Source organism: Chryseobacterium sp. UF-81 (genome assembly GCF_058245105.1).
This window is the reverse complement of sequence record NZ_JBSIBX010000003.1, coordinates 348,885-369,175: the sequence shown is the minus strand read 5'-3', so window position 1 is coordinate 369,175 and position 20,291 is coordinate 348,885. Positions and strand designations below refer to the sequence as shown.

Below are 20,291 nucleotides of genomic sequence, written 5' to 3'. Positions count from 1 at the left end.
ATCAAATTTCATAGAATCCTATAAGTCTACTTTCAGCATGCACTTGTTACAGCAGACGGGAGATTATGATTTTTTTATGTTAAATTTTGAATTTATCTTTAAATAAAGCCTGTTCCGGCATTATAATTTAATATGATTTACATATAATGTATTTTCACTATTTTAGCCAACTGATTAAAAAGAATAATACGGTTTACATGAAAAAACAAGACCTGCCTCAGGATGAAAGCAATCTGAAGTCAGCAAACATGACCGAAGTCTTGTATGTGACGGACGAAAATGATAATTATACAACGGCAAACAGCATTGGCTGGGAAGCTAAAAAAGCAGCCCTGGAAGAATCCATGGAGCTTATTCATGAAAGAATTGAAGAGGCCAGGCAAAATGTTGCCAATAATGTAGTTAGCCCCATTATTTATTTCATGGAACTGAATAAAATGGATTTAAGTGTTCTCGCTTCCTATGTCGGAATGTGGCAGTGGAGAGTGAAAAGACATGCAAAACCAAAAGTATTTAAAACACTAAACCAATCCGTACTGAAAAAATATGCAGATGCATTCGGAATTTCAGTGGATGAATTAAAGAACTTTGACGGCAAATAATAATGAAACGAAGCATACAGTGATATGCTGAATTTCATTTCGCCAATGAAAAAGAATAAAAGCAGCAAATGAAACTTAACTTCGAACACCATCAGACTGCACATTGCGAAAACGGTGTTGCCTCCAATCTGTTACTCAATAAAGGCTTAAAGCTGAGTGAACCAATGATCTTCGGAATCGGTTCCGGACTGTTTTTTGTCTATCTGCCGTTTTTGAAAGTGAATTTCGCTCCGGGCTTCAGCTACAGACCGATGCCGGGTGCCATTTTCAGCAAAGCCGCAAAACGATTGGGCATTAAAATCAAAAGGGAAAAATTTTCCAATCCTAAAGAGGCACAGTCCGCTTTAGAAAGAAACTTAAATCAGAATATCCCTACAGGACTTCAGGTTGGTGTTTTCAATCTTACCTATTTTCCTGAAGAATATAAATTCCACTTCAATGCCCACAATCTTGTAGTATATGGAAAGGAAGACGGAAAATTCCTGATCAGCGATCCGGTAATGGATTACACCACTACCCTTTCAGAAGCTGAACTGGAAAAGGTAAGATATGCCAAAGGCGCATTACCTCCCAAAGGACATATGTATTACCCTACCTATATTCCGGAAAATGTAAATATTGAAGAAGCCATTAAAAAAGGAATCAAAGATACCTGCAAAAACATGCTCGCTCCTGTTCCTCTTATCGGCGTAAAAGCCATGAGATGGGTAGCCAGAAGCATCCCGAAATGGGCTGAAAAGAAAGGTACTAAAGTCACCAACCACTATCTCGGACAGCTGATCAGAATGCAGGAAGAGATTGGCACCGGAGGAGGCGGTTTCCGATTTATTTATGGTGCATTTCTTCAGGAAGCTTCAGTAATTCTTAAAAATGATGAATTAAAAGAGCTTTCAAAAGAAATTACGGCCATCGGGGATTTATGGAGAGATTTTGCCGTAGATATTGCCCGCGTTTACAAAAACAGAAACTCAAAAAGCGATATCTACAACAATCTTTCAAAATCCATGCTTCATATTGCTGATCTGGAAGAGGCTTTCTATAAAAAACTGAGAAAAGCAATCTGATATGGCAGAGAATATGATTGAGATTAAAAATCTCTATAAAAAATATAAAAATTCCGAAGACTTTTCTGTCAACGACATCTCGCTGAATATAGAAAAAAATGAGATCTACGGAATTCTCGGACCGAACGGTGCCGGAAAAACCACTCTTATTTCTATGCTTTCGGGATTGATTAAACCGACTTCAGGACAGTTTACGATCAACAACCTGTCTCCCCATAAGGACAGTTTTAAAATCAAACAGATCATTGGCATCGTTCCTCAGGAATATGCACTCTACCCTACTCTTACCGCTAAAGAAAACCTGATGTTTTACGGAAGCCTGTACGGTATAAAGCATAAAGAACTTAAGAGAATAATTGATGAGTCCCTGGAGATTATGGGACTTTCAAAATTTGCCGATAAACAGATAGAACAGTTTTCCGGAGGTATGAAACGCCGCTGTAATCTTATAGCGGGAACACTCCACAATCCGAAAGTATTGTTTCTCGATGAGCCGACCGTAGGTGTTGATGTTCAGTCTAAAAAGGTGATCATTGATTTCCTGCAGGAGTTGAATAAAAAGGGAACATGCATCATTTATACCTCTCACCACCTTTCCGAAGCCGAAGAGTTCTGCACCAAGATCGCCATTATCGACCGGGGAAGGATTCACGCTGTAGGAACGCCGGAAGAACTTGTTGCACAGATCGCAAACGCTGAAAACCTGGAGGACGTTTTCATATCATTAACAGGAAAAGAACTAAGAGATGTTGTTGTATAAACTTTGGAGAAGCTTCGTGAAGGAAATCCTTCTTTTGAAGAGAGATATCGGGGGAATTGTCATTATTTTCGTCATGCCGTTGCTGTTAATTGTGACGATCACTTTAATTCAGGATTCTACTTTCAAAAATCTGGAAGGCTCGAAAATCCCGATCATTTTCATTGACAATGACAAGTCCGAGGTATCCAAAAATATAAAGCAGGAACTGGAAACCAGCAAAACATTCCAACTGCTGACGAATTATAATGAAAAGTCTGCACAGGAGGCCGTATTTTCCGGAGATTACCAGATGGCTATCGTCATTCCTGAAAATTTAACGAAAGATTTAAATTCAAATATAGATTCCAAAGTGCAGACGATCGTAAGCTCGTTTGGGTTGGAAGGCGATTCTGCAGCCGTAAAAAAAACAGCTCCGAAAGCAAAAGAAATTCATCTGTATTTTGATCCGGCTACCAATGCAGGATTCAAAAACTCCGTGATGAACTCCGTGAATAAAATGGTCTTTGAGATCGAGAACAAAAAGATCTACAAAGCATTCCAGGATCAGCTGGGAACAGAAGAAAAACTTGAAGAAAACAAGAACCTGATCAGCTTCAAAGAGATCACCCCCAAAAAAGGAGCCATGGATGTAATGCCGAACTCTGTTCAGCACAATGTTCCGGCATGGACGCTCTTTGCCATTTTTTTCATTGTAGTTCCACTTTCTATTAATTTAGTCAAAGAAAAAAGCCAGGGTACAAGCGTAAGAGCGAGGATCAGCCCGACCCCTTATTTCGTTCATATTTTAGGAAAAACATTCACTTACCTTATCATCTGTATCATCCAGTTTTTACTGATGGTAGCCGTAGGAATTTATCTTTTCCCTTATATGGATCTTCCTGCATTTGATGTCTCCGGGAAAATGTTCCATCTTCTTGTTGTAACTTTATTTTCGGGACTGGCAGCCATCGGATTTGGAGTTTTATTGGGAACCATTGCAGATACTCAGGAACAGTCCGCTCCTTTTGGAGCCACTTCAGTCGTAGTTCTGGCCGCGATCGGAGGAATATGGGTTCCTGTATTTTTAATGCCTGAATTTATGCAGACCGTGGCAAAATTTTCTCCAATGAACTGGGGACTGAATGCCTATTATGATATTATTTTAAGAAACAGCGGTATCGCAGGAATTGCCAAAGAACTTGCATTACTGTTTGCCTTCTACATTGCCATGGTAGCTATTTCTATTTTTTACGAAAGAAAACAAAATGCAGTCTAAAGAAAACATATTAACCTGTACGGAAGAAGTAAGAGTAAGGTTCAACGAGACAGATCCGCTGGGAATTGTCTGGCACGGACATTATATCGTATATTTTGAAGACGGAAGAGAAGCTTTCGGAAGACAGCACGGGCTTACCTATCTTGACATTCAGAATGCAGGATATGTAACTCCTATCGTAAAGAGCACATGCGAACATTTTCTTCCTCTAAAATATGGGGAAACATTTAAGATCGTAACCACTTTTGTAAATTCAGCATCTGCAAAACTGATCTATACTTACGAAATTTTCAACCAGCATGATCAATTGGTGTGCAGTGGGGAAACCATTCAGGTTTTCTTAGACAACAACGGAAGCCTGTGCCTCTATAATCCTGAATTTTTTCAGGCCTGGAAAGATAAAATGGGATTGTAATGAAGAAAGAAATTTATATTACAGATTATAACTGCGTCACTCCTTTAGGATTTGATGTTTCTTCCAACTGGAACCATCTGGTGGAAGGAAAATCAGGCGTAGGGCTACATCAGGTTATTGACAATCAGGAAGCTTTTTATGTTTCTGTTATTGATACTGAAAAGCTGGAAGAAGAATTTAAAAACAATTTTAACAGACTGGATTTTACAAGACTGGAGAAAATGTTTCTTCTAAGCCTTAAACCTCTGGTTGAAAAACATGAAATTACAGAAGAAACTGCTTTTATTTTATCAACAACCAAAGGCAATATCAGCTTATTAAAAAATCAGACGGACTTGCCGGAAGGCGTTTATCTCTCAAAATTAGCACAAAAAATTGCTGACTATTTCGGATTTAAAACAAAACCCATCGTCATATCCAATGCCTGCGTTTCAGGAGTAATGGTCATTGCTGTTGCCAAAAATATGATTCAGGCCGGAAAATATAAAGATGCTTTCGTAATTGCCGGTGATGAGGTCTCCGAGTTTGTCATTTCAGGATTTAATTCTTTCCAGGCCATCGGAACAGAGCCGTGCAAACCTTATGATAAAAACAGAAACGGGATCAATATCGGTGAAGCTACCGCAGCTGTATATATTACTGCTGCCTTGAATGAAAACGAAAAATTTAGATTTAAAATACTGGGTGATTCCGCAGTGAATGATGCCAACCACATTTCCGGGCCTTCCAGAACGGGAGACGGACTGTATGCAAGCATCAGGAATGCAATGACAGAAGCGAACATCACTTCTGATCAGATTGATTTTATTTCTGCCCATGGAACCGCCACCATCTACAATGACGAAATGGAAGCCATCGCTTTCAACAGGATGGAACTTCAAAATACCCCATTGAACAGCATGAAGGGATATTACGGACACTGTCTTGGCGCTTCCGGACTTCTGGAAAGTATGATCTCCATGGAAAGTGCCCGTCACGGACTACTCATTCCCTCTAAAAATTTTAAAGAAATGGGAGTTTCCCAGCCTTTAAATATTATTGAAGAAAACAGGCCGGCATCGGTTCAGTATATTTTAAAAACAGCTTCAGGATTCGGAGGATGTAATGCAGCTATTGTTTTAGAAAAATGTTAAAATGAAATGATGAAGAAAACCGAAAGCTGTATTATAGAACATTCAAAAATAACCGTCAACGGAAATCCTGTTTTTGAAAGCCAGGCAGAGACATTTCATGAATTTGCCAAAGACGCCTATAAAAGTTTGGAACTCAATTATCCCAAGTTCCACAAAATGGACCATCTGAGTAAGCTTGCCTTTCTTGCTGCAGAAATGGTTTTAAAAGATGAAGACCACAGCACAACAGCATTAGTCCTTGCCAACCGGTCATCCAGTCTGGACACGGATTTTAAATATCAGGAAAGCATCAACTCAGAGGAAAATTTTTTCCCGAGCCCTGCCGTATTTGTCTACACCTTGCCCAACATCTGTGTAGGCGAGATCAGCATTAAACATAAAATGCAGACAGAGAATGCCTTTTTCATTTTGGATGAATTTGACGAGACATTTTTAAATGATTATGCAGAACAGATTCTGCTGTCCGGAAAAGCGGAAAAAGTTCTCTGTGGCTGGACAGAACTTTATCAGGATAATTATAAAGCTTTTGTATATTTGCTAACCTTATAAAAATGTAATAACATAAATGTAACAATATTACAGTCTTACAATGTAACAATCCTTTCATTCTAATCATTGTTATACTGGTAAATTGATAAATTGCTACATTAATTAATAAAATTATGGAAAACTTAAAAAGAGAATTGAAGCACAAAATTATTGAAGTCCTTAACCTTGAAGATATTTCTGTAGAAGAGATCAAAGATACAGATCCTCTATTCGGTGGAGGCCTGGGTCTTGATTCTATTGATGCTTTGGAGCTTATTGTTCTGCTTGATAAAGACTACGGAATAAAACTGGCCGATCCTAAAAAAGGAAAGGAAATTTTCCAGTCTATCGATACAATGGCCGCATTCATTGAAGAAAACAGAACAAAATAAAATTAATGTACGAATTTAACAGTGTATCAATGCAACAATCATTGATAAATTGATACACTGTTACATTATTAAAAACCATGAGCCGAAAAATTGCCATAACAGGAATGGGCATCATTTCCTCCATCGGAAACAATGTGGAGGAAAATTTTGTTTCGTTGAAATCCGGAAAACACGGAATTTCAGACATTGAAATGTTTGAAACCCGCCATGCCGGATCTATAAAAACGGGCGAAATAAAATGGTCTAATGAAGAACTTGTCCGACAACTTCAGCTGCCTGAAGACAATAATATAACAAGAACTTCTTTATTAGGAATGATTGCCGCAAAAGAAGCTGTAGAATCTGCCGGAATTTCAGATATTAATGAATATAAAACCGGGCTGATCTCTTCCACCAGTGTAGCCGGAATGGATATCACTGAAAGGTACTTCTATTCTTATGAAGATTATCCTGAAAAGCAAAAATATATCGATGCTCATGATGCGGGTAATTCCTCATTGGCCATCGCAGACTATCTGGGTTTAAAAGGTATGGTTTCTACCATCAGTACAGCATGCTCTTCGGCTGCCAATGCTATTATGATGGGAGCAAAACTGATCAAAAGCGGAGTTTTAGACCGTGTGATTGTGGGGGGAACGGATTCCCTTTCAAAATTTACGTTGAATGGGTTCAATACCCTGATGATCCTTACAGATTCTTACAATACTCCTTTTGATAATGACCGCAAGGGCCTGAATCTGGGAGAGGCTGCAGCTTTTATTGTTCTCGAATCCGATGAGGTTGTAAAAAAGGAAAATAAAAAAGTACTGGCTTATCTTTCCGGCTACGGAAATGCAAATGATGCTCACCATCAGACCGCATCATCTGAAAACGGGCAGGGCGCTTTTCTGGCTATGCAGCAGGCATTTAAAGTATCAGGATTAGCAAAGGAAGATATCGGTTATATTAATGTTCACGGAACAGCTACTCCCAATAATGATCTTTCAGAAGGAATTGCCATGATCAGGATTTTCGGAGAAAATAATGTTCCTGAATTCAGTTCTACCAAAGCTTTTACCGGGCATACTCTGGCAGCGGCAGCGGGAATTGAATCGGTATTTTCAATTTTGGCCATGCAGCACAGCGTCATTTTCCCGAACCTGAATTTCAAAACGAAAATGGCAGAATTTGATTTAACTCCGGTTACAGAACTGAAAGAGAAGAATATCAACCATGTTCTTTCCAATTCATTCGGATTCGGAGGCAACTGTTCTACCTTAATTTTCTCAAAATCATGAGTGCAGTATACATCAACAGTGCATCCTGCATCTCCGTTCAGGACACTTTAAAAGAAAATTTCTTCCAGGACCTTAAGGCTGATCAGTCTGTTCAGGTCTTAAAAGCGGTAGATCCCAACTATAAAGAATTCATTCCTCCTGCGATGATCAGAAGAATGTCTAAAGCCGTAAAAATGAGCTCCGTAGCTTCACATTACGCTTTACAGGAAGCTGGAATTGAACAGCCGGATGCCATTATTGTAGGAACGGGAATGGGATGTTCCCAGGACTCTGAAAAGTTTCTGAAAAACGTAATCGATAATAACGAAGAGTTTCTGACTCCGACATTTTTCATTCAGTCTACTCACAATACGGTTGCAGGACAGATTGCTCTGGGACTTCAGTGTCACGCGTATAATTTCACGTATGTTAATACCTCTTCATCCCTGGAATTTTCATTCCTGGATGCCAAACTTCAGATCAATGACGGCGAAGCTGAAAACGTTCTCGTAGGAGCTGCAGATGAGCAGACGGGCAGAACAATGGAACTTTACCGACTTAACAATACCATAAAAAAAGAAGAAGATCTTCCTGCTGATTATTTGCATTCTGAAACGGATGGAGTGATCTGGGGTGAAGGTGCTGCTTTCTTTGTTTTAGGAAAAGATAAAACTGAAAATTCTTACGCTAAACTCAGAGACATTCATATTATTAACAGATTAGATGCAGAAGAGACACTAACCTTTATAACGGGTTTTTTAGCTAAAAACGATTTGAAACATGAAAACATCGATGCTGTGATCTTAGGGTTCAGTGGAGATAAAGCATCTGATGCTTACTATACAAAAGCAATGGATGTATTTCAAAATTCAGCTTTGCTGTATTACAAACATCTGAGCGGAGAATTCAATACGGCAAGCGGCTTTTCAGCATTTATGGCCTGTCATATTCTGAAAGAACAACAGATCCCGGAAATTATGATGATCAATTCAGAGAAAAAGACAGAGGTTAAAAATATTCTTCTTTACAATCATCTGGCAGGAAGCGATCACAGCCTTATGCTGCTGGAAAGAGCTTAAAGATATAAGGGCAAATAATGAATTTGTAAATTTGTTATTATCAAAATTCAAAATAACAGAAGATGAAGCATTATCCGTTCATTTTATTTTATCTTTTCTGCAATGCATTTATTTATGCGTTTCATGGAAGTTTTTGGGTGTATTTAGCTTGTTTTCTGGGATTTTCCGCTGTTGTGGTCTGGGGATCTTTTGATATACAGCTGAGATATTTTGTCAACAGCATTACTCATAAAAGAACGAAAATCAATGAAGTTGCCCTGACTTTTGATGATGGCCCTACTGAGTTTACTCCTCAATTTTTGGATCTGCTAAAAGAACACCAGGTGAAAGCTACTTTTTTCTGCATCGGAAAACAGATTGAAAAATACCCTGAGACGTTCCAACGAATTATTGCTGAAGGTCATACTATCGGAAACCACACGCTTTCCCATTCCAACAATACAGGATTTTTATCTGCCTCAAAAATGAGGGCGGAAATTGAGAAATGTGATGAAATAATCGAAAAAGCCGGTCATATAAAAACAGATTTATACCGGCCTCCTTTCGGCGTTACCAATCCGAACATCGCCAAAGCCATTAAAAGAACCCATAAAAAAAGCATCGGCTGGAATGTCCGTTCCCTGGATACCGTTATAGACGACGAAAAGAAAATCTATAAAAGGATAACCAAAGGTCTGAAAAAAGGAAGTATCATCCTGCTTCACGACACTTCCGAAAAGACTTATAGGGTGTTGGCCAATTTATTGTTATTTTTGAAGGATAATAAATATTCGACATTTACGATCGATTCACTTACAAAATCAAAGAAAAATGATTAAAAATATTGCTTTTGGAGCATTTTTATTAATTTCCGGCTTCATTTCCGCACAGATGACAGCAATGTCAGGAGCAGAAGCAAAAGCATTCGTCGCCAAAGTTTCTTCTGAAACCCAGGAGATCAAAACCCTGCAAAGTGATTTTACCCAGACCAAAAAAATGGATTTTCTGGATAAAAATATTGTTACTTATGGCAAAATGTCATTGAAGACTCCGAATATGCTGAGCTGGAAATACACAAAACCCTACCAGTACAGCATTGTTTTTAAGGACAATAAAATTTTCATCAACGATCAGGGCAAGAAATCATCTGTTGATGCCAAAAGCAAAACATTTGAAAAGATCAACAAACTGATAGTAGGGAGCTCGAACGGTAAAATGTTCAGCGATCCTGAATTTTCTGTTTCCTATTACAAAAGCGGCAACTTCAATGTGGCAAAATTTACCCCGAAATCGGTCCAGCTGTTAAAATACATCAAACAGATTGAACTGCATTTTCCTAAAAACCAGTCCACGGTTTCGCAGGTTAATATGACAGAAGCTTCGGGAGATACCACCAATATTGTTTTCAAAAATACCAAGATCAATGCAGCGATCGCAGCTTCAGAGTTTAGTTTATAGTCTGATTGTTTTGCTTTTTGTTTCCTGCAAAAGCTACAAACTTGCAGAGGCAAAACCAATTCAGAGTTCTGAAAAAACCGTTGAAAATCTATATTTTTCTTCCGGTGAAGACTATGTGTATAAATGCCAGATGGATATTTACAAAAACCACGTAAGCGGAATTCTGATTATTAAAAAGCTTAATGAAACGACACATCGGGTCGCCATGACCTCAGATTTTGGAAATAAATTAATTGATTTTGAGATCTCCGAAAATGATTTTAAACTGAATTACGTCCTTCCGGATCTGGACAAAAAGATGGTCATCAGCTTTTTAAGAAACGACTTCCGGGAGCTACTGAAAAGACAATATCCTGTGAATGAATCTTTTGAAAATGACAATTATAAAATTTACCTGTCAAAGGCTGATCATAAAGCCTATTATCTGTTTTTCAATAAAGAAAACGGACTGTTAAAAGAAATCGTCTACACAAAAAACAATAAAGAAAAAATCGATTTTACTTTTGAGGCAAAAAAACATATCTTCGCGGATAGCTTAAACCTCCAACATAAGGACTTTAAGATCAATATAAAACTATTTCAAATAACCGAAACCGAATAAAATTAACATGAAAAAACTTCTGTTTTTAGTCGCAGCCTTAATTTCAGGTCTGTCTTTTGCACAAGTAACTTTTAACCCGGGAATCAGAGCGGGAGCCAATTTTTCTCATTTTTCGAACAGTGAAGAATTTAATTATTATTATCTGGAAGAATTCCCCAACGCTGCAGAGCCTTATCTGGATTATAAAACCAAAACAGATTTTTATATCGGTTTTATAGGAAATATCCGCTTTGCAAAATTCTATGCTTTGCAGCCGGAGATCAATTATTCCAGACAGGGAGCAAAAATAAGCACGAATGTGAACAACTGGGACGGAAAAACGCTTTCGGTATCTTATCTGGGATTGCAGCTTATCAATAAATTCTATTTCAACCAGTTCAATGTACATGTGGGCCCAACTTTGGAATTTGTGGTGGACAAAAAGAATTTTGACCCTGAAAATGAGATCGACCTGGGGATTACAGCAGGCTTAGGCTACGACATTACTAAAAACTTTGGCATTGAAGCCAGGGTAAAAAAAGGCTTTATTCCTGTAGACAGCTATAATAGAAATCATTCTAATGTTGTTTTCCAGACAGGGCTTTATTATACATTTAATCTGAAAAAATAAGATCATGCAGACCATTCTTACAGACTTTTATACTTTGGAAACTTATGAAAAGGCAGAAAACGGAAGTTTTACGGCTTATATTCACCTGAATAAGGATCATGATATTTTTAAAGGCCATTTTCCCGGCAATCCGGTAACGCCAGGTGTCTGTATGATGCAGATCGTAAAAGAACTGACAGAAGAATTCACCGGCTCCAGGCTATTTCTGAAAACAGCTTCGAATGTAAAGTTCATGGCTATTATCAACCCTTTTGAAACACCGGATCTTAAACTTCAGCTGGATATTACTGAAAATGAAGAAGATGTTAAAGTAAAAAATACAACCTCTTTTGGCGAGACTATTGCATTAAAAATGTCTGTAAGCTATAAAAAAATACTTTCATGAAACTTTTCTTATCCCTCATAACCGCTTTTATTTTTTTCTTTCAAAGTGATTTGGAAGCCTTAAGAAGCAGCTACGCAAAAGCTAACCAGTCTAATGCCAATACAGAAGCATTCATCAATCTTGCAGAAAAACAATCCGGTTCGGATGCAGTAACCAGCGGCTATAAAGCTGCGGCAAAGATTATGGAAGCAAAGGTTACCAAGAACAACAGGAAAGCTCTTGTAAAAAGTGGCGCTACCAGCCTTGAAAGCCTTATCAAAAGTAACCCCAACAATATAGAACTCCGACTGATCAGGCTGAGCGTTCAGGAAAATATTCCGAAAATTGTAGGATACAGAAGCAGCATGAAAGAAGATAAAGCATTCCTTATCAATAATTACAGTAAGCAGAACGCAGCTATGAAAAGTTATGTAAAAAAGTTTGCGATGCAGTCTAAATCCTTTACAGATACTGAAAGAGCTACTATAAAATAAAACAATGACCCTTCCTGAAGTACAAAATGTAATTTCTGAAAAGAAGATCTGCATTTTAATACCTACCTACAATAATGAAAAAACTCTGAAAAGAGTGATAGACGGTGTCCTGCACTATACCGGAAGCATTATTGCAGTTAATGACGGTTCTACAGATTCTACTTCACAAATATTGGCCCGATACTCCCAGATAACCGTTATTTCTCTACCTGTAAACAAAGGGAAGGGAAACGGGCTTAAAACAGGTTTCAGAAAAGCAAAAGAGCTGGGTTATCATTATGCCATCACTATTGATTCTGACGGGCAGCATTATCCGGATGATATTCCTGTATTTGTAGAAGCACTGCTTGAAGAAGATCAGGATGTACTTCTGATTGGCAACCGGAATATGGAACAGGACGGGATTCCTAAAAAAAGCAGTTTCGGGAACAGGTTTTCTAATTTCTGGTTCTGGTTTGAGACCGGAATAAAACTTGAGGACACCCAATCCGGCTATAGATTATATCCGTTACTGAGAATTCCGAAGAAATATTATACCCCGAAGTTTGAATTTGAGATCGAGATTATCGTTAGGACAGCCTGGAGACATGTTCCTGTAAAAAACGTTCCGATAAAAGTTTTATATGATCCGGCAGAACGGGTTTCCCATTTCAGACCGTTCAAAGATTTTACACGGATCAGCATCCTGAATACTATTTTGGTAATCATAACCCTGCTTTACATTATTCCGAGAAATTTCGTGAATAATTTCAAAAAAAAAAGCTTTAAAAGGTTCTTAAAGGAAGATGTCCTGGAAAGTGATGGCAGCAACCGTACAAAAGCATTTTCCATTGCTCTCGGTGTTTTTATAGGCCTTTCTCCTTTCTGGGGATTTCATACCCTGCTTGTCATCTCACTGTCTGTTCTCTTTAAGCTGAATAAGGTCCTGGCTTTTATAGCCTCCAATATCAGTCTTCCGCCATTTATTCCTTTTGTGATCGCCGCTTCTTTATTTTTAGGATCTCCTTTTGTGCATGGGGACAGCAATATTTTGAGCAGTGAACTCAATTTTGAGCTGATCAGAAATAACCTTCTTCAGTATGTGATAGGGAGTGCTATTCTGGCTACTTCCATGTCTGCTCTCTGCGGGATTGTAACCTTTATTTTCCTGAATAAACTGAATCCGGAGAACAATTAATTAGCCGCTAGTCTTTTCATATAAAATTATTTAAAGACAACATCCGAAAATGATAATGGACTCATAATCATGGTGACAAATATGGACAGAATGATCAGAACCAGCTGGTACTGATAATAAGTTTTCTCTTTATCTTCTTCTTCCACTTCAAAAGTAAATCTGATTTTGTCCGGTTTGCTGATTGTCAACCCTATAAATACCAAAATAATAAGGTTTAACACAATGGGTGCAAAAAGAAACAATTTGCTTCCGAACCCGTCATTCTTGCCTCCATATCCATGAATAGGTATAATGTCCGGAATAGAGCTGTATTTTGTAAGCAGATAAACGGTGTACCCAATAATGATGATAAAAGGAATACAGAACAGCAATTTTATGTGTTTGGGGATCATTTCAGCTTTTTTAAAGTTTTCTTCAGATATTTTTCCACATTTTGTCTGTCCGGAACTGTGGTAATTTCTTTTGTCAGGGCTTTTTCAAATTCAACCTTCGCTTTTGAAAATTCGTTGATACCAAAGTAATATCTCCCGGCCTGATAATAGACCAACCAATAATCCGGGTTCATGGATTGATAATAAGGAATAAAATCATCACTTAACGCCATATCCTCTTTGTTGTCTATCGCGGCACTAACTTCCGTCCCTAACATCTTTGATATTTCATAATTATTGAATTCTTCCGAATCTGCAAAAGGATCTCTGGCGATATTCAGTGCTGTTTTCGCTCGCAGACTTTCTTCCAAATCTTTTCCGGAAAAAATTTCATTCAGATCATAACAGACAAATTCTCCCAGCTGGTAAGGGTTTGAAGAAACCCACACCAGTCTTTTTTCGGGTGAGAAGATTACCGCATGGTGAGCCAGCAGCTGGTTGAGCGCTTTTTCATTTCCGTAGCCTATCTTTTGGTTCTTTAAACCTGATTTATCCCTTAAAATGGAGGCCATTTTTTCAGGGTTGAGCTTTTTATTTTCCTGAAGAAGCTCCTGAAGCTTTTCATACCGGTATTCGGAATGACTTTCTATAATATGCTTCTGATTTCTTTTGTCATCTTTATAGGCTTCGGACTGGAAGTGGTTGGTACAAAATACTCTGCTTGTATTTTCCACCCTGTAAATCCCGAAATTATCAGGAGAGACTTCAATAATTACAGCATTTTTATCATGGGCGCTTCCAACCAGGATGGATTCGGAAACAAAAACTTTTCTTTTTTTGGCAATAGCGATGGCCTCGTCAATATTTTTCGCATACTGCAGAATTTCCCGTGTAACAAGAGAGATTGGGGTCTTAGCGGTGAGTGGAATTTTAGATTTTCCGGCATTGATTGTCACTGTTATTCCTTCTTTATTCATCCCGGAAACTACGCCTATCATTCCCGGCCAGCTTACGGACATGTATGGAATTCCGGCTTCCGGTTCTACAAATTCGACCAGCTTATTTTTAGCAAACTCATCTCCTACATAAAAATCAAAATTTCTTCCGATCAACAATTCCCCGTCTTCGGTATTTTCATTCCAGACAGCCAGTGAAGTACAGCCTACCATGGCCAAATCCTGCATGGCATGCCCGATATCGTGAGCTCCGTGAAGATAAAGGTTCCGGAGATACTTCGGTGCAATGAAATTGTATTTATCTGAAGAATACTGTGACAGTCCGTACAATTCTGCCTGATAGTCTTCCCTTACATTCAGGTACATTTTCCTGTTGTACCATTTTAAAAATCCTCTGAGGAGTTTCTGTTTAAATTTAGAAGGAACAAAGCCTTCCACTTTGGAAAAGAAAATCTCTTCCTGCTGCTGCATCAGGCTTTGGGTTAAAGCTCCGTTATTATAACCGAGCTGCAATGGATTTCCTTTGATATAGAGTTCCCAAAGCTGCTGTTTATTTTTGGTTAAATAATTCCGCTTAAAGCTGAATGTAGAATCATTGATCGTATTGACCTTTGGCACCTCCAGCATATACGCGCTGACCTCCGGAATATGATGAACCGATTTTGAGATTCCACAGGAAATAAGGGAAAGGATAAGGATCAGTTGAATTCCCCGGAATGCCGTAACGAATCTGTTATTTTTTTTCATGGGTATTCATCATTTGTTTCAGGCGTTTATCTACAATCTCTTTTCCGAGAATTTCTGCACAGGTATTGAAAGCCCCGATCGTTACCCCCAGAATTCCGTGCATGTTTACAGACTGCCCTGTCAGGAACAGGTTGTCGGTCTTGGTACGGGGCGAGACCATCGTTTTAAGCGGGTTATCCGAACTTTTCATGTATCCGTACATATTTCCTTCAAAGCTTCCGATATAGTCCCTGTAAGACAGCGGTGATGAAGTATAGATACTTTTGATGGAATGCCTTAGGTTTGGAATTTTCTTTTCTAATGCAGAAATCATTTTTTCTGCTTTTTCCAGCTTAAAGTGCTCGTACTTTAATCCTCTTTCGTGCTCTTCAGCAACTGTATTTATTGTTTTTTCCCAGGCTTTTACCTCATCAAAATCCATATAGGAGATCGCCGTAAGACTTTCTGCATAATCAGGATGATGCTTTGAGGGTGTGGAGGAAAGCATATAGGTTTCCGGCCAGTTTTCTTTGCTGTATCGGAATGCATTCCAGACCATTTCTTCGGATGAATAATGGTATATGTTATAATTAAAATTTGGCAGTGACTGTGGCTTTAGAACCAGATAAACACTGAAACATGATGAAACGGGTTCCCAGCTCATCACTCTGTTCAGAAAAGATTTCCTCAGTTTTTCTTCTCCGATCAGTTTGATGAAGGAACGGATATCTATATTTGAAATAAATTTCTTCGCTGCATATTCTTTTCCAGATTTTGTTGTAACCGAAGACAGAACTCCGGCTTCATCAAAAATAAATCCGGAAACCTCGGAATGCTTGTGCACATCTGCACCGTAGTGACGGAGTTTTTTAATCAATGATTTTGTAATCTGGCTTCCTCCTTTTACGCATTTGTAAGCACTCTGAATATAGGAATTTACAGTCAGTGCATGAACGTAAAAGGGTATATTTTCTGAATCTCCACCGTATAAAAAATTGGAACCGAGCAATACGGCCTGCAGTTTTTTATTCTGCGTCACAGACTCTATGAATCTTTTGGTATTGAGGTGAAGGATCTCTTCGTTATAGCTGTCCTTCCCGATTACCTGATACCTCGGAAACTGTGCACAGACATACTGGATCTCTTCACAGTAGCTTTCAAGGTTTTCTTTTTCGTTGGGAAAATAGGCTGTGAGCTGTTCAATAAAATTTTCATAGCCCTGTGCATGAGGATATTCGATATTTTCATCGCCAAAAGAGATCTTATCGTAGCCATCTTCATTCATTTGATGAAGCTCCAGATCATCCATAATCTCAAGATAAGAAAAGAACTGATGGAGATTCTGCCCTTTTGAAAGACCGCCCAGATAATGAACTCCGGTATCGAAGATGAGCTTTTCCCTTGAAAAAGTCTGCAGATTTCCGCCATACTGATTATTTTTTTCCAGGACACAGACTTTCAGACCTTCTTTCGCCAAAATTAGAGCCGAAACAAGACCTCCCAATCCGCTGCCGATTACAAGTATGTCGTATTCTTTTTTCAAAAGGAGAAAAGCTGTGTTTTTATTTCAAAAATTAAGAAACACAGGGATTAGAAAATAATGCCTGAACCTGAATGAAAGGTTCATCTGTCCAATTCCTGAATTTATTTAACGATTTGAGTTTATTAATTAGTTTTAGGGATAAAATTAGAAAAATTAATCAATATCATCCCAAAAATCGAAATAATTGAACCATTGAAGGGGATATTTTCTGATCATAGTTTCAAGATTCTGAACATAGGAATTCAGAAGTCCCTGAGAATCACGGTTTTTAATATTCTTCGCAACCCTGGCGTATAAGTGATAATGAAGATTTTTTTCTTTCATTACATACACATAGACCACGGGAACACCTAAACGTGAAGCAATAAGGAACGGACCGGCCGGAAATTTTGCACTTTTCCCCAGCAGATCGGCTTCGAGGTATTTTGAACCTTCGAAATACCGGTCTCCTGTAAAGCAGATCAGTTCGTTATTTGACAAAGCCTGATTGATCTCAAAAATATGCGACATATCATCTTTGACATAGATAAACTTGATATTACTCTGTTTTACGGCAACACTTTCCAAATATTCTTTAATAACCGTTACCTCCTGGTCTGTGGTTACAAGATTGATCTGGCAGTCGAAATCAATATCAGCAAAGAAATGCTCTGCTATTTCAAAATTCCCGATGTGGGCACTGATAAGAACACCTCCTTTTTTTTCAGCCAGAAGGCTGGTAAGATTTTCAACACCATCAAATTCGTAGGTATATTTTTCCCTTAAACCAGCAGAAATCGCAGTTTTATCAATCAGTACTTTTCCGAAGGTGAAATAACTTTTAAATACGGAAGCTTTTGATTTCCAGTATCCGTACTCCAGTCTTTTCTGAAAATAGTAAAAGATGTAACGGTTGCTTTTTTTCAGGAATAAAAAGTAATAGGAAGCCACGAAATAAAGCACAACATATGAACTCCGGATCCCGATATTTCTAATACACCACACGAATATTTTATATCCTAATATGGTTCCTTTAGATTTACCTTTCCACTTGTTCATATATACAATTTACCCATTTATCAATGTACCAGTGTAACAATTACTTCAACTGAATATTGTTACACTGGTACACTGTTTTATTGTTACATTATTAAAAAGAATAAAGTTCAATCGATAGTTATGCGTTTTTTTCAGCGATTTTTTGTTCAATAGTCGTATAGAAATCATCAAATGTGACCATTTTTTTGAAATCTGCCTCTCCTAATTTCACTCCAAAATTAGATTCTATAACCACGACCATATCGATATAGTCCAGACTGTCGAGCCCAAGTGTCTTTTTCAGGTTAGCATCATTGCTGATCTCATCACCATCCACTTCGAATTCGTTTACTAAGAAATCATTAACGATGTCAACAATTTTTTCCCTTTCCATGTTTTTAATCAAATTTTTTAACTATTAATGCGGAGTTGGTTCCCCCAAATCCGAAAGAATTTGACAAAAATACGTCAATTTTTTGATTTTTCGTTTTTGAGACCAAATTTATCTTTTTCGCCTCATCGTCAGGGTTTTCCAGGTTAATGTTCGGTGCAACGAAATCGTTCTGCATCATCAGAATTGAGTAAACCACCTCACTTGCTCCCGCCATCCAGCATTCATGACCTGTCATAGACTTGGTAGAGCTTACGGGCACTTCGCTTCCGAAGATCTCGTGTATTGCTTTGGCTTCATTGGCATCGCCAATCGGGGTAGAAGTCGCATGAGCATTGATATAGTCAATATCTTCTGCTTTTAATCCTGATTGTTTTAGAGCCCTGTCCATCGCTAAGGCCGGACCGTCCACATTAGGTGTTGAGATATGTCCCCCATTGGATGAGAAACCGTAACCCACGATCTCTGCAAGGATATTGGCCCCTCTTTTCTGTGCAGATTCCAAACTTTCCACAATAAGACTGGCCGCCCCTCCACTTGGGATAAGTCCGTCTCTTCCTGCATCAAAAGGTCTTGATGCTTTTGTAGGCTCATCTTCCCTCACAGAGAAAACACCGAGCCCGTCAAAGCTTGCCATTGAATATTTGTTAGTTTCCTGGGCACCTCCACAGATGATCATATCCTGAAACCCATTCCTGATCATCATATAGGCTAATCCCAGAGAATGTGAACCGCTGGCACACGCCGCACTGATCGTAAGATTGATTCCTTTCAGCTTAAAGATGGTTGAAAGGTTCATCGTTACGGTAGAGTTCATTGATTTGAAGATCGCCCCCGATCCCATCAATGTTGTATCTTTTTTTTCTCTGGCAATGTCGATAGATTCTACTACTGCCTGAGAAACACTGTCGTTTCCGTATAAAATACCTACTTCATGGCTGTCCAGGAAATCCTGGTCGATACCTGCCTGTTTAAGCGCGTCACTGGTTGCAAGGTAGGCATATTCGCTTTCCTCACCCATGCTTACACGCTGGCGTCTGTTGAGTAGATTTTTAAGATCAGGCTTTGGTACTACGCCCGTAAGGCCTGACCTGAACCCGAATTCTTTCCTTTCCTGTACTAAAGCAATACCGGATTTTCCTTGATATAGGGATTCTCTGACTTCTTCCAAAGAGGTCCCGATGCAAGAATAAATTCCCATTCCGGTAATTACAACCCTATTTTCCATGAGTTAATATTTAAATGTAACAATGTATCAGTTTAACAATGTAACAATCTAATTGAGATCACAGCACTATTGTTACATCGGTACATTGTTGTATTGCTACATTATTTTTTTATTATTTAAGAGTAAATTCCTCCGTTGATGTTCACAATTTCCCCTGTAATGTATGAGGCTTTCCTTGAAGCTAAAAATGCGACCAGATCTGCCACCTCTTCTGCTTCCCCGAATCTGTTGGCCGGGATCATCGCTTTAAGCTCATCTTCATTGAAATCCTGGGTCATATCCGTTCTGATAAATCCGGGAGCTACTGCATTTACCGTGATATTTCTTTTAGCCACTTCCTGAGCCAAAGCTTTTGTGGCCCCTACCAAAGCTCCTTTTGCTGCAGAATAATTGGTTTGCCCTGCAGTCCCTTTTACTCCGGAAACAGAAACCATATTGATGATCCTTCCGTATTTATTGCGCAGAAGCTTCTGAATAAAAAAGTTGGTTACATTAAAGAAGCCGTTCAGGCTTGTGTTGATTACACTGTTCCAGTCTTCACTCTGCATCCACATGAATAGTCCGTCTCTTGTAATACCGGCGTTGTTTACGATCACCTCAACAATGGCATCAGGGTTTCTGTCCTGCCATTCCGTTAAGACATTTTGACTTTCTTCAGCATTACCTACATCAAATTTAAGGATCTCTCCGGTAGCTCCCAATTCTTCTACTTTAGCCAAAGTTTCTTTTGCTGCATCTTCATTTGAAGTGTAGTTGATGAGTATATGATAATTTTTTTCTTCCGCCAGTTTTATACAGACCGCTCTTCCAATTCCCCTGGAGCCGCCTGTGACAATTGCACATTTCATGTGTTAGTGTTTATTTAGTTTTAGTTTTTAAGTTAGCCTTAGTC

24 protein-coding genes are annotated in these 20,291 nt (G+C 38.6%); 17 read left to right on the top strand and 7 right to left on the bottom strand.

From position 1 onward, the window contains the following. Window positions 1–197 precede the first annotated feature (197 nt). The 17 genes from DarG (at window position 198) to AC4IFE_RS07055 (ending at window position 13,167) form a co-directional block, all read left to right on the top strand. Window positions 198–602, top strand: a complete 405-nt coding sequence (DarG, locus tag AC4IFE_RS07135; RefSeq protein WP_490755902.1) for a flexirubin biosynthesis protein DarG — start codon at window positions 198–200, stop codon at window positions 600–602. Window positions 603–670: 68 nt separating this feature from the next. Further along, window positions 671–1,666 (top strand): BtrH-related acyltransferase DarH, encoded by a 996-nt coding sequence (gene darH / locus AC4IFE_RS07130; RefSeq protein WP_223557670.1) that lies wholly within the window; start codon window positions 671–673, stop codon window positions 1,664–1,666. A 1-nt stretch (window position 1,667) separates the two neighbouring features. Next, window positions 1,668–2,426, top strand: a complete 759-nt coding sequence (locus AC4IFE_RS07125; RefSeq protein ID WP_490755899.1) for an ABC transporter ATP-binding protein — start codon at window positions 1,668–1,670, stop codon at window positions 2,424–2,426. Beyond that, on the top strand, window positions 2,413–3,681 hold the full coding sequence (locus AC4IFE_RS07120) for an ABC transporter permease (protein WP_490755897.1): 1,269 nt from the start codon (window positions 2,413–2,415) through the stop codon (window positions 3,679–3,681). The genes AC4IFE_RS07125 and AC4IFE_RS07120 overlap by 14 nt, the downstream gene beginning before the upstream one ends. After that, the gene (locus AC4IFE_RS07115) at window positions 3,671–4,096 is read left to right on the top strand and encodes an acyl-CoA thioesterase (RefSeq protein ID WP_490755896.1); all 426 of its coding nucleotides are present in this window, start codon (window positions 3,671–3,673) and stop codon (window positions 4,094–4,096) included. Before AC4IFE_RS07120 ends, AC4IFE_RS07115 begins: the two co-directional genes overlap by 11 nt. After that, window positions 4,096–5,229, top strand: a complete 1,134-nt coding sequence (locus tag AC4IFE_RS07110; protein WP_490755895.1) for a beta-ketoacyl synthase N-terminal-like domain-containing protein — start codon at window positions 4,096–4,098, stop codon at window positions 5,227–5,229. The genes AC4IFE_RS07115 and AC4IFE_RS07110 overlap by 1 nt, the downstream gene beginning before the upstream one ends. A 6-nt stretch (window positions 5,230–5,235) precedes the next feature. Beyond that, window positions 5,236–5,778: a 3-oxoacyl-ACP synthase gene (locus tag AC4IFE_RS07105; RefSeq protein ID WP_490755893.1), complete on the top strand. Its 543-nt coding sequence runs from the start codon at window positions 5,236–5,238 to the stop codon at window positions 5,776–5,778. A gap of 113 nt (window positions 5,779–5,891) precedes the next feature. Further along, window positions 5,892–6,149 (top strand): phosphopantetheine-binding protein, encoded by a 258-nt coding sequence (locus AC4IFE_RS07100; protein WP_490755891.1) that lies wholly within the window; start codon window positions 5,892–5,894, stop codon window positions 6,147–6,149. 77 nt (window positions 6,150–6,226) lie between these two features. Continuing rightward, window positions 6,227–7,426, top strand: coding sequence for a beta-ketoacyl-[acyl-carrier-protein] synthase family protein (locus tag AC4IFE_RS07095; RefSeq protein WP_490755889.1), 1,200 nt, complete (start codon window positions 6,227–6,229; stop codon window positions 7,424–7,426). Then, complete coding sequence (locus AC4IFE_RS07090; protein WP_490755887.1) at window positions 7,423–8,484, top strand: beta-ketoacyl synthase N-terminal-like domain-containing protein; 1,062 nt, start codon at window positions 7,423–7,425, stop codon at window positions 8,482–8,484. Before AC4IFE_RS07095 ends, AC4IFE_RS07090 begins: the two co-directional genes overlap by 4 nt. Before the next feature lie 62 nt (window positions 8,485–8,546). Next, window positions 8,547–9,302: a polysaccharide deacetylase family protein gene (locus AC4IFE_RS07085; RefSeq protein WP_490755885.1), complete on the top strand. Its 756-nt coding sequence runs from the start codon at window positions 8,547–8,549 to the stop codon at window positions 9,300–9,302. Beyond that, complete coding sequence (gene lolA2 / locus AC4IFE_RS07080) at window positions 9,295–9,921, top strand: flexirubin biosynthesis/transport protein LolA2 (RefSeq protein ID WP_490755883.1); 627 nt, start codon at window positions 9,295–9,297, stop codon at window positions 9,919–9,921. The genes AC4IFE_RS07085 and lolA2 overlap by 8 nt, the downstream gene beginning before the upstream one ends. Continuing rightward, complete coding sequence (gene lolB2, locus AC4IFE_RS07075) at window positions 9,887–10,522, top strand: flexirubin biosynthesis protein LolB2 (protein ID WP_490755881.1); 636 nt, start codon at window positions 9,887–9,889, stop codon at window positions 10,520–10,522. The genes lolA2 and lolB2 overlap by 35 nt, the downstream gene beginning before the upstream one ends. A 7-nt stretch (window positions 10,523–10,529) precedes the next feature. Continuing rightward, a complete protein-coding gene (locus AC4IFE_RS07070; protein WP_490755879.1) occupies window positions 10,530–11,132 on the top strand; it encodes a porin family protein in 603 nt (200 codons plus the stop codon). Window positions 11,133–11,136: 4 nt separating this feature from the next. After that, window positions 11,137–11,517, top strand: coding sequence for an ApeI family dehydratase (locus AC4IFE_RS07065; protein ID WP_490755878.1), 381 nt, complete (start codon window positions 11,137–11,139; stop codon window positions 11,515–11,517). Beyond that, window positions 11,514–11,990 carry a hypothetical protein gene (locus AC4IFE_RS07060; protein WP_490755877.1) on the top strand — a complete coding sequence of 159 codons (477 nt, stop codon included), beginning with the start codon at window positions 11,514–11,516 and terminating at the stop codon, window positions 11,988–11,990. The genes AC4IFE_RS07065 and AC4IFE_RS07060 overlap by 4 nt, the downstream gene beginning before the upstream one ends. Before the next feature lie 4 nt (window positions 11,991–11,994). Further along, on the top strand, window positions 11,995–13,167 hold the full coding sequence (locus AC4IFE_RS07055; protein WP_490755876.1) for a DUF2062 domain-containing protein: 1,173 nt from the start codon (window positions 11,995–11,997) through the stop codon (window positions 13,165–13,167). A gap of 26 nt (window positions 13,168–13,193) precedes the next feature. Here the strand turns inward: AC4IFE_RS07055 and AC4IFE_RS07050 are convergent, their stop codons facing one another. From AC4IFE_RS07050 to flxB, 7 genes are all read right to left on the bottom strand, one after another. After that, window positions 13,194–13,559: a hypothetical protein gene (locus AC4IFE_RS07050; RefSeq protein ID WP_490755875.1), complete on the bottom strand. Its 366-nt coding sequence runs from the start codon at window positions 13,557–13,559 to the stop codon at window positions 13,194–13,196. Continuing rightward, window positions 13,556–15,241 carry a C45 family autoproteolytic acyltransferase/hydrolase gene (locus AC4IFE_RS07045; RefSeq protein ID WP_490755874.1) on the bottom strand — a complete coding sequence of 562 codons (1,686 nt, stop codon included), beginning with the start codon at window positions 15,239–15,241 and terminating at the stop codon, window positions 13,556–13,558. The genes AC4IFE_RS07050 and AC4IFE_RS07045 overlap by 4 nt, the downstream gene beginning before the upstream one ends. Beyond that, entirely contained in the window at window positions 15,228–16,763 is a 1,536-nt protein-coding gene (locus AC4IFE_RS07040; protein ID WP_490755873.1) for a phytoene desaturase family protein, read from the bottom strand. Before AC4IFE_RS07040 ends, AC4IFE_RS07045 begins: the two co-directional genes overlap by 14 nt. A 153-nt stretch (window positions 16,764–16,916) precedes the next feature. Next, window positions 16,917–17,801 (bottom strand): lysophospholipid acyltransferase family protein, encoded by an 885-nt coding sequence (locus AC4IFE_RS07035; protein WP_490755872.1) that lies wholly within the window; start codon window positions 17,799–17,801, stop codon window positions 16,917–16,919. 118 nt (window positions 17,802–17,919) lie between these two features. Then, complete coding sequence (locus AC4IFE_RS07030) at window positions 17,920–18,174, bottom strand: acyl carrier protein (RefSeq protein ID WP_034727052.1); 255 nt, start codon at window positions 18,172–18,174, stop codon at window positions 17,920–17,922. A gap of 4 nt (window positions 18,175–18,178) precedes the next feature. After that, window positions 18,179–19,399 (bottom strand): beta-ketoacyl-[acyl-carrier-protein] synthase family protein, encoded by a 1,221-nt coding sequence (locus AC4IFE_RS07025; protein ID WP_490755871.1) that lies wholly within the window; start codon window positions 19,397–19,399, stop codon window positions 18,179–18,181. A gap of 116 nt (window positions 19,400–19,515) precedes the next feature. Beyond that, complete coding sequence (flxB, locus tag AC4IFE_RS07020; RefSeq protein ID WP_490755870.1) at window positions 19,516–20,247, bottom strand: flexirubin biosynthesis SDR family reductase FlxB; 732 nt, start codon at window positions 20,245–20,247, stop codon at window positions 19,516–19,518. Window positions 20,248–20,291 lie beyond the last annotated feature (44 nt).

Excerpts from the sequence above, each read along its gene's own strand:
- AC4IFE_RS07060 (WP_490755877.1), top strand. The coding sequence starts at position 11,514 with ATGAAACTTTTCTTATCCCTCATAACCGCTTTTATTTTTTTCTTTCAA.
- AC4IFE_RS07055 (WP_490755876.1), top strand. The coding sequence starts at position 11,995 with ATGACCCTTCCTGAAGTACAAAATGTAATTTCTGAAAAGAAGATCTGC.
- AC4IFE_RS07065 (WP_490755878.1), top strand. The coding sequence starts at position 11,137 with ATGCAGACCATTCTTACAGACTTTTATACTTTGGAAACTTATGAAAAG.
- AC4IFE_RS07095 (WP_490755889.1), top strand. The coding sequence starts at position 6,227 with ATGAGCCGAAAAATTGCCATAACAGGAATGGGCATCATTTCCTCCATC.
- AC4IFE_RS07100 (WP_490755891.1), top strand. The coding sequence starts at position 5,892 with ATGGAAAACTTAAAAAGAGAATTGAAGCACAAAATTATTGAAGTCCTT.
- DarG (WP_490755902.1), top strand. The coding sequence starts at position 198 with ATGAAAAAACAAGACCTGCCTCAGGATGAAAGCAATCTGAAGTCAGCA.
- AC4IFE_RS07110 (WP_490755895.1), top strand. The coding sequence starts at position 4,096 with ATGAAGAAAGAAATTTATATTACAGATTATAACTGCGTCACTCCTTTA.
- AC4IFE_RS07115 (WP_490755896.1), top strand. The coding sequence starts at position 3,671 with ATGCAGTCTAAAGAAAACATATTAACCTGTACGGAAGAAGTAAGAGTA.
- AC4IFE_RS07030 (WP_034727052.1), bottom strand. The coding sequence starts at position 18,174 with ATGGAAAGGGAAAAAATTGTTGACATCGTTAATGATTTCTTAGTAAAC.
- AC4IFE_RS07125 (WP_490755899.1), top strand. The coding sequence starts at position 1,668 with ATGGCAGAGAATATGATTGAGATTAAAAATCTCTATAAAAAATATAAA.
- AC4IFE_RS07070 (WP_490755879.1), top strand. The coding sequence starts at position 10,530 with ATGAAAAAACTTCTGTTTTTAGTCGCAGCCTTAATTTCAGGTCTGTCT.
- AC4IFE_RS07050 (WP_490755875.1), bottom strand. The coding sequence starts at position 13,559 with ATGATCCCCAAACACATAAAATTGCTGTTCTGTATTCCTTTTATCATC.
- lolA2 (WP_490755883.1), top strand. The coding sequence starts at position 9,295 with ATGATTAAAAATATTGCTTTTGGAGCATTTTTATTAATTTCCGGCTTC.
- AC4IFE_RS07120 (WP_490755897.1), top strand. The coding sequence starts at position 2,413 with ATGTTGTTGTATAAACTTTGGAGAAGCTTCGTGAAGGAAATCCTTCTT.
- flxB (WP_490755870.1), bottom strand. The coding sequence starts at position 20,247 with ATGAAATGTGCAATTGTCACAGGCGGCTCCAGGGGAATTGGAAGAGCG.
- AC4IFE_RS07085 (WP_490755885.1), top strand. The coding sequence starts at position 8,547 with ATGAAGCATTATCCGTTCATTTTATTTTATCTTTTCTGCAATGCATTT.
- darH (WP_223557670.1), top strand. The coding sequence starts at position 671 with ATGAAACTTAACTTCGAACACCATCAGACTGCACATTGCGAAAACGGT.
- AC4IFE_RS07045 (WP_490755874.1), bottom strand. The coding sequence starts at position 15,241 with ATGAAAAAAAATAACAGATTCGTTACGGCATTCCGGGGAATTCAACTG.
- AC4IFE_RS07025 (WP_490755871.1), bottom strand. The coding sequence starts at position 19,399 with ATGGAAAATAGGGTTGTAATTACCGGAATGGGAATTTATTCTTGCATC.
- lolB2 (WP_490755881.1), top strand. The coding sequence starts at position 9,887 with ATGCAGCGATCGCAGCTTCAGAGTTTAGTTTATAGTCTGATTGTTTTG.
- AC4IFE_RS07090 (WP_490755887.1), top strand. The coding sequence starts at position 7,423 with ATGAGTGCAGTATACATCAACAGTGCATCCTGCATCTCCGTTCAGGAC.
- AC4IFE_RS07105 (WP_490755893.1), top strand. The coding sequence starts at position 5,236 with ATGATGAAGAAAACCGAAAGCTGTATTATAGAACATTCAAAAATAACC.
- AC4IFE_RS07035 (WP_490755872.1), bottom strand. The coding sequence starts at position 17,801 with ATGAACAAGTGGAAAGGTAAATCTAAAGGAACCATATTAGGATATAAA.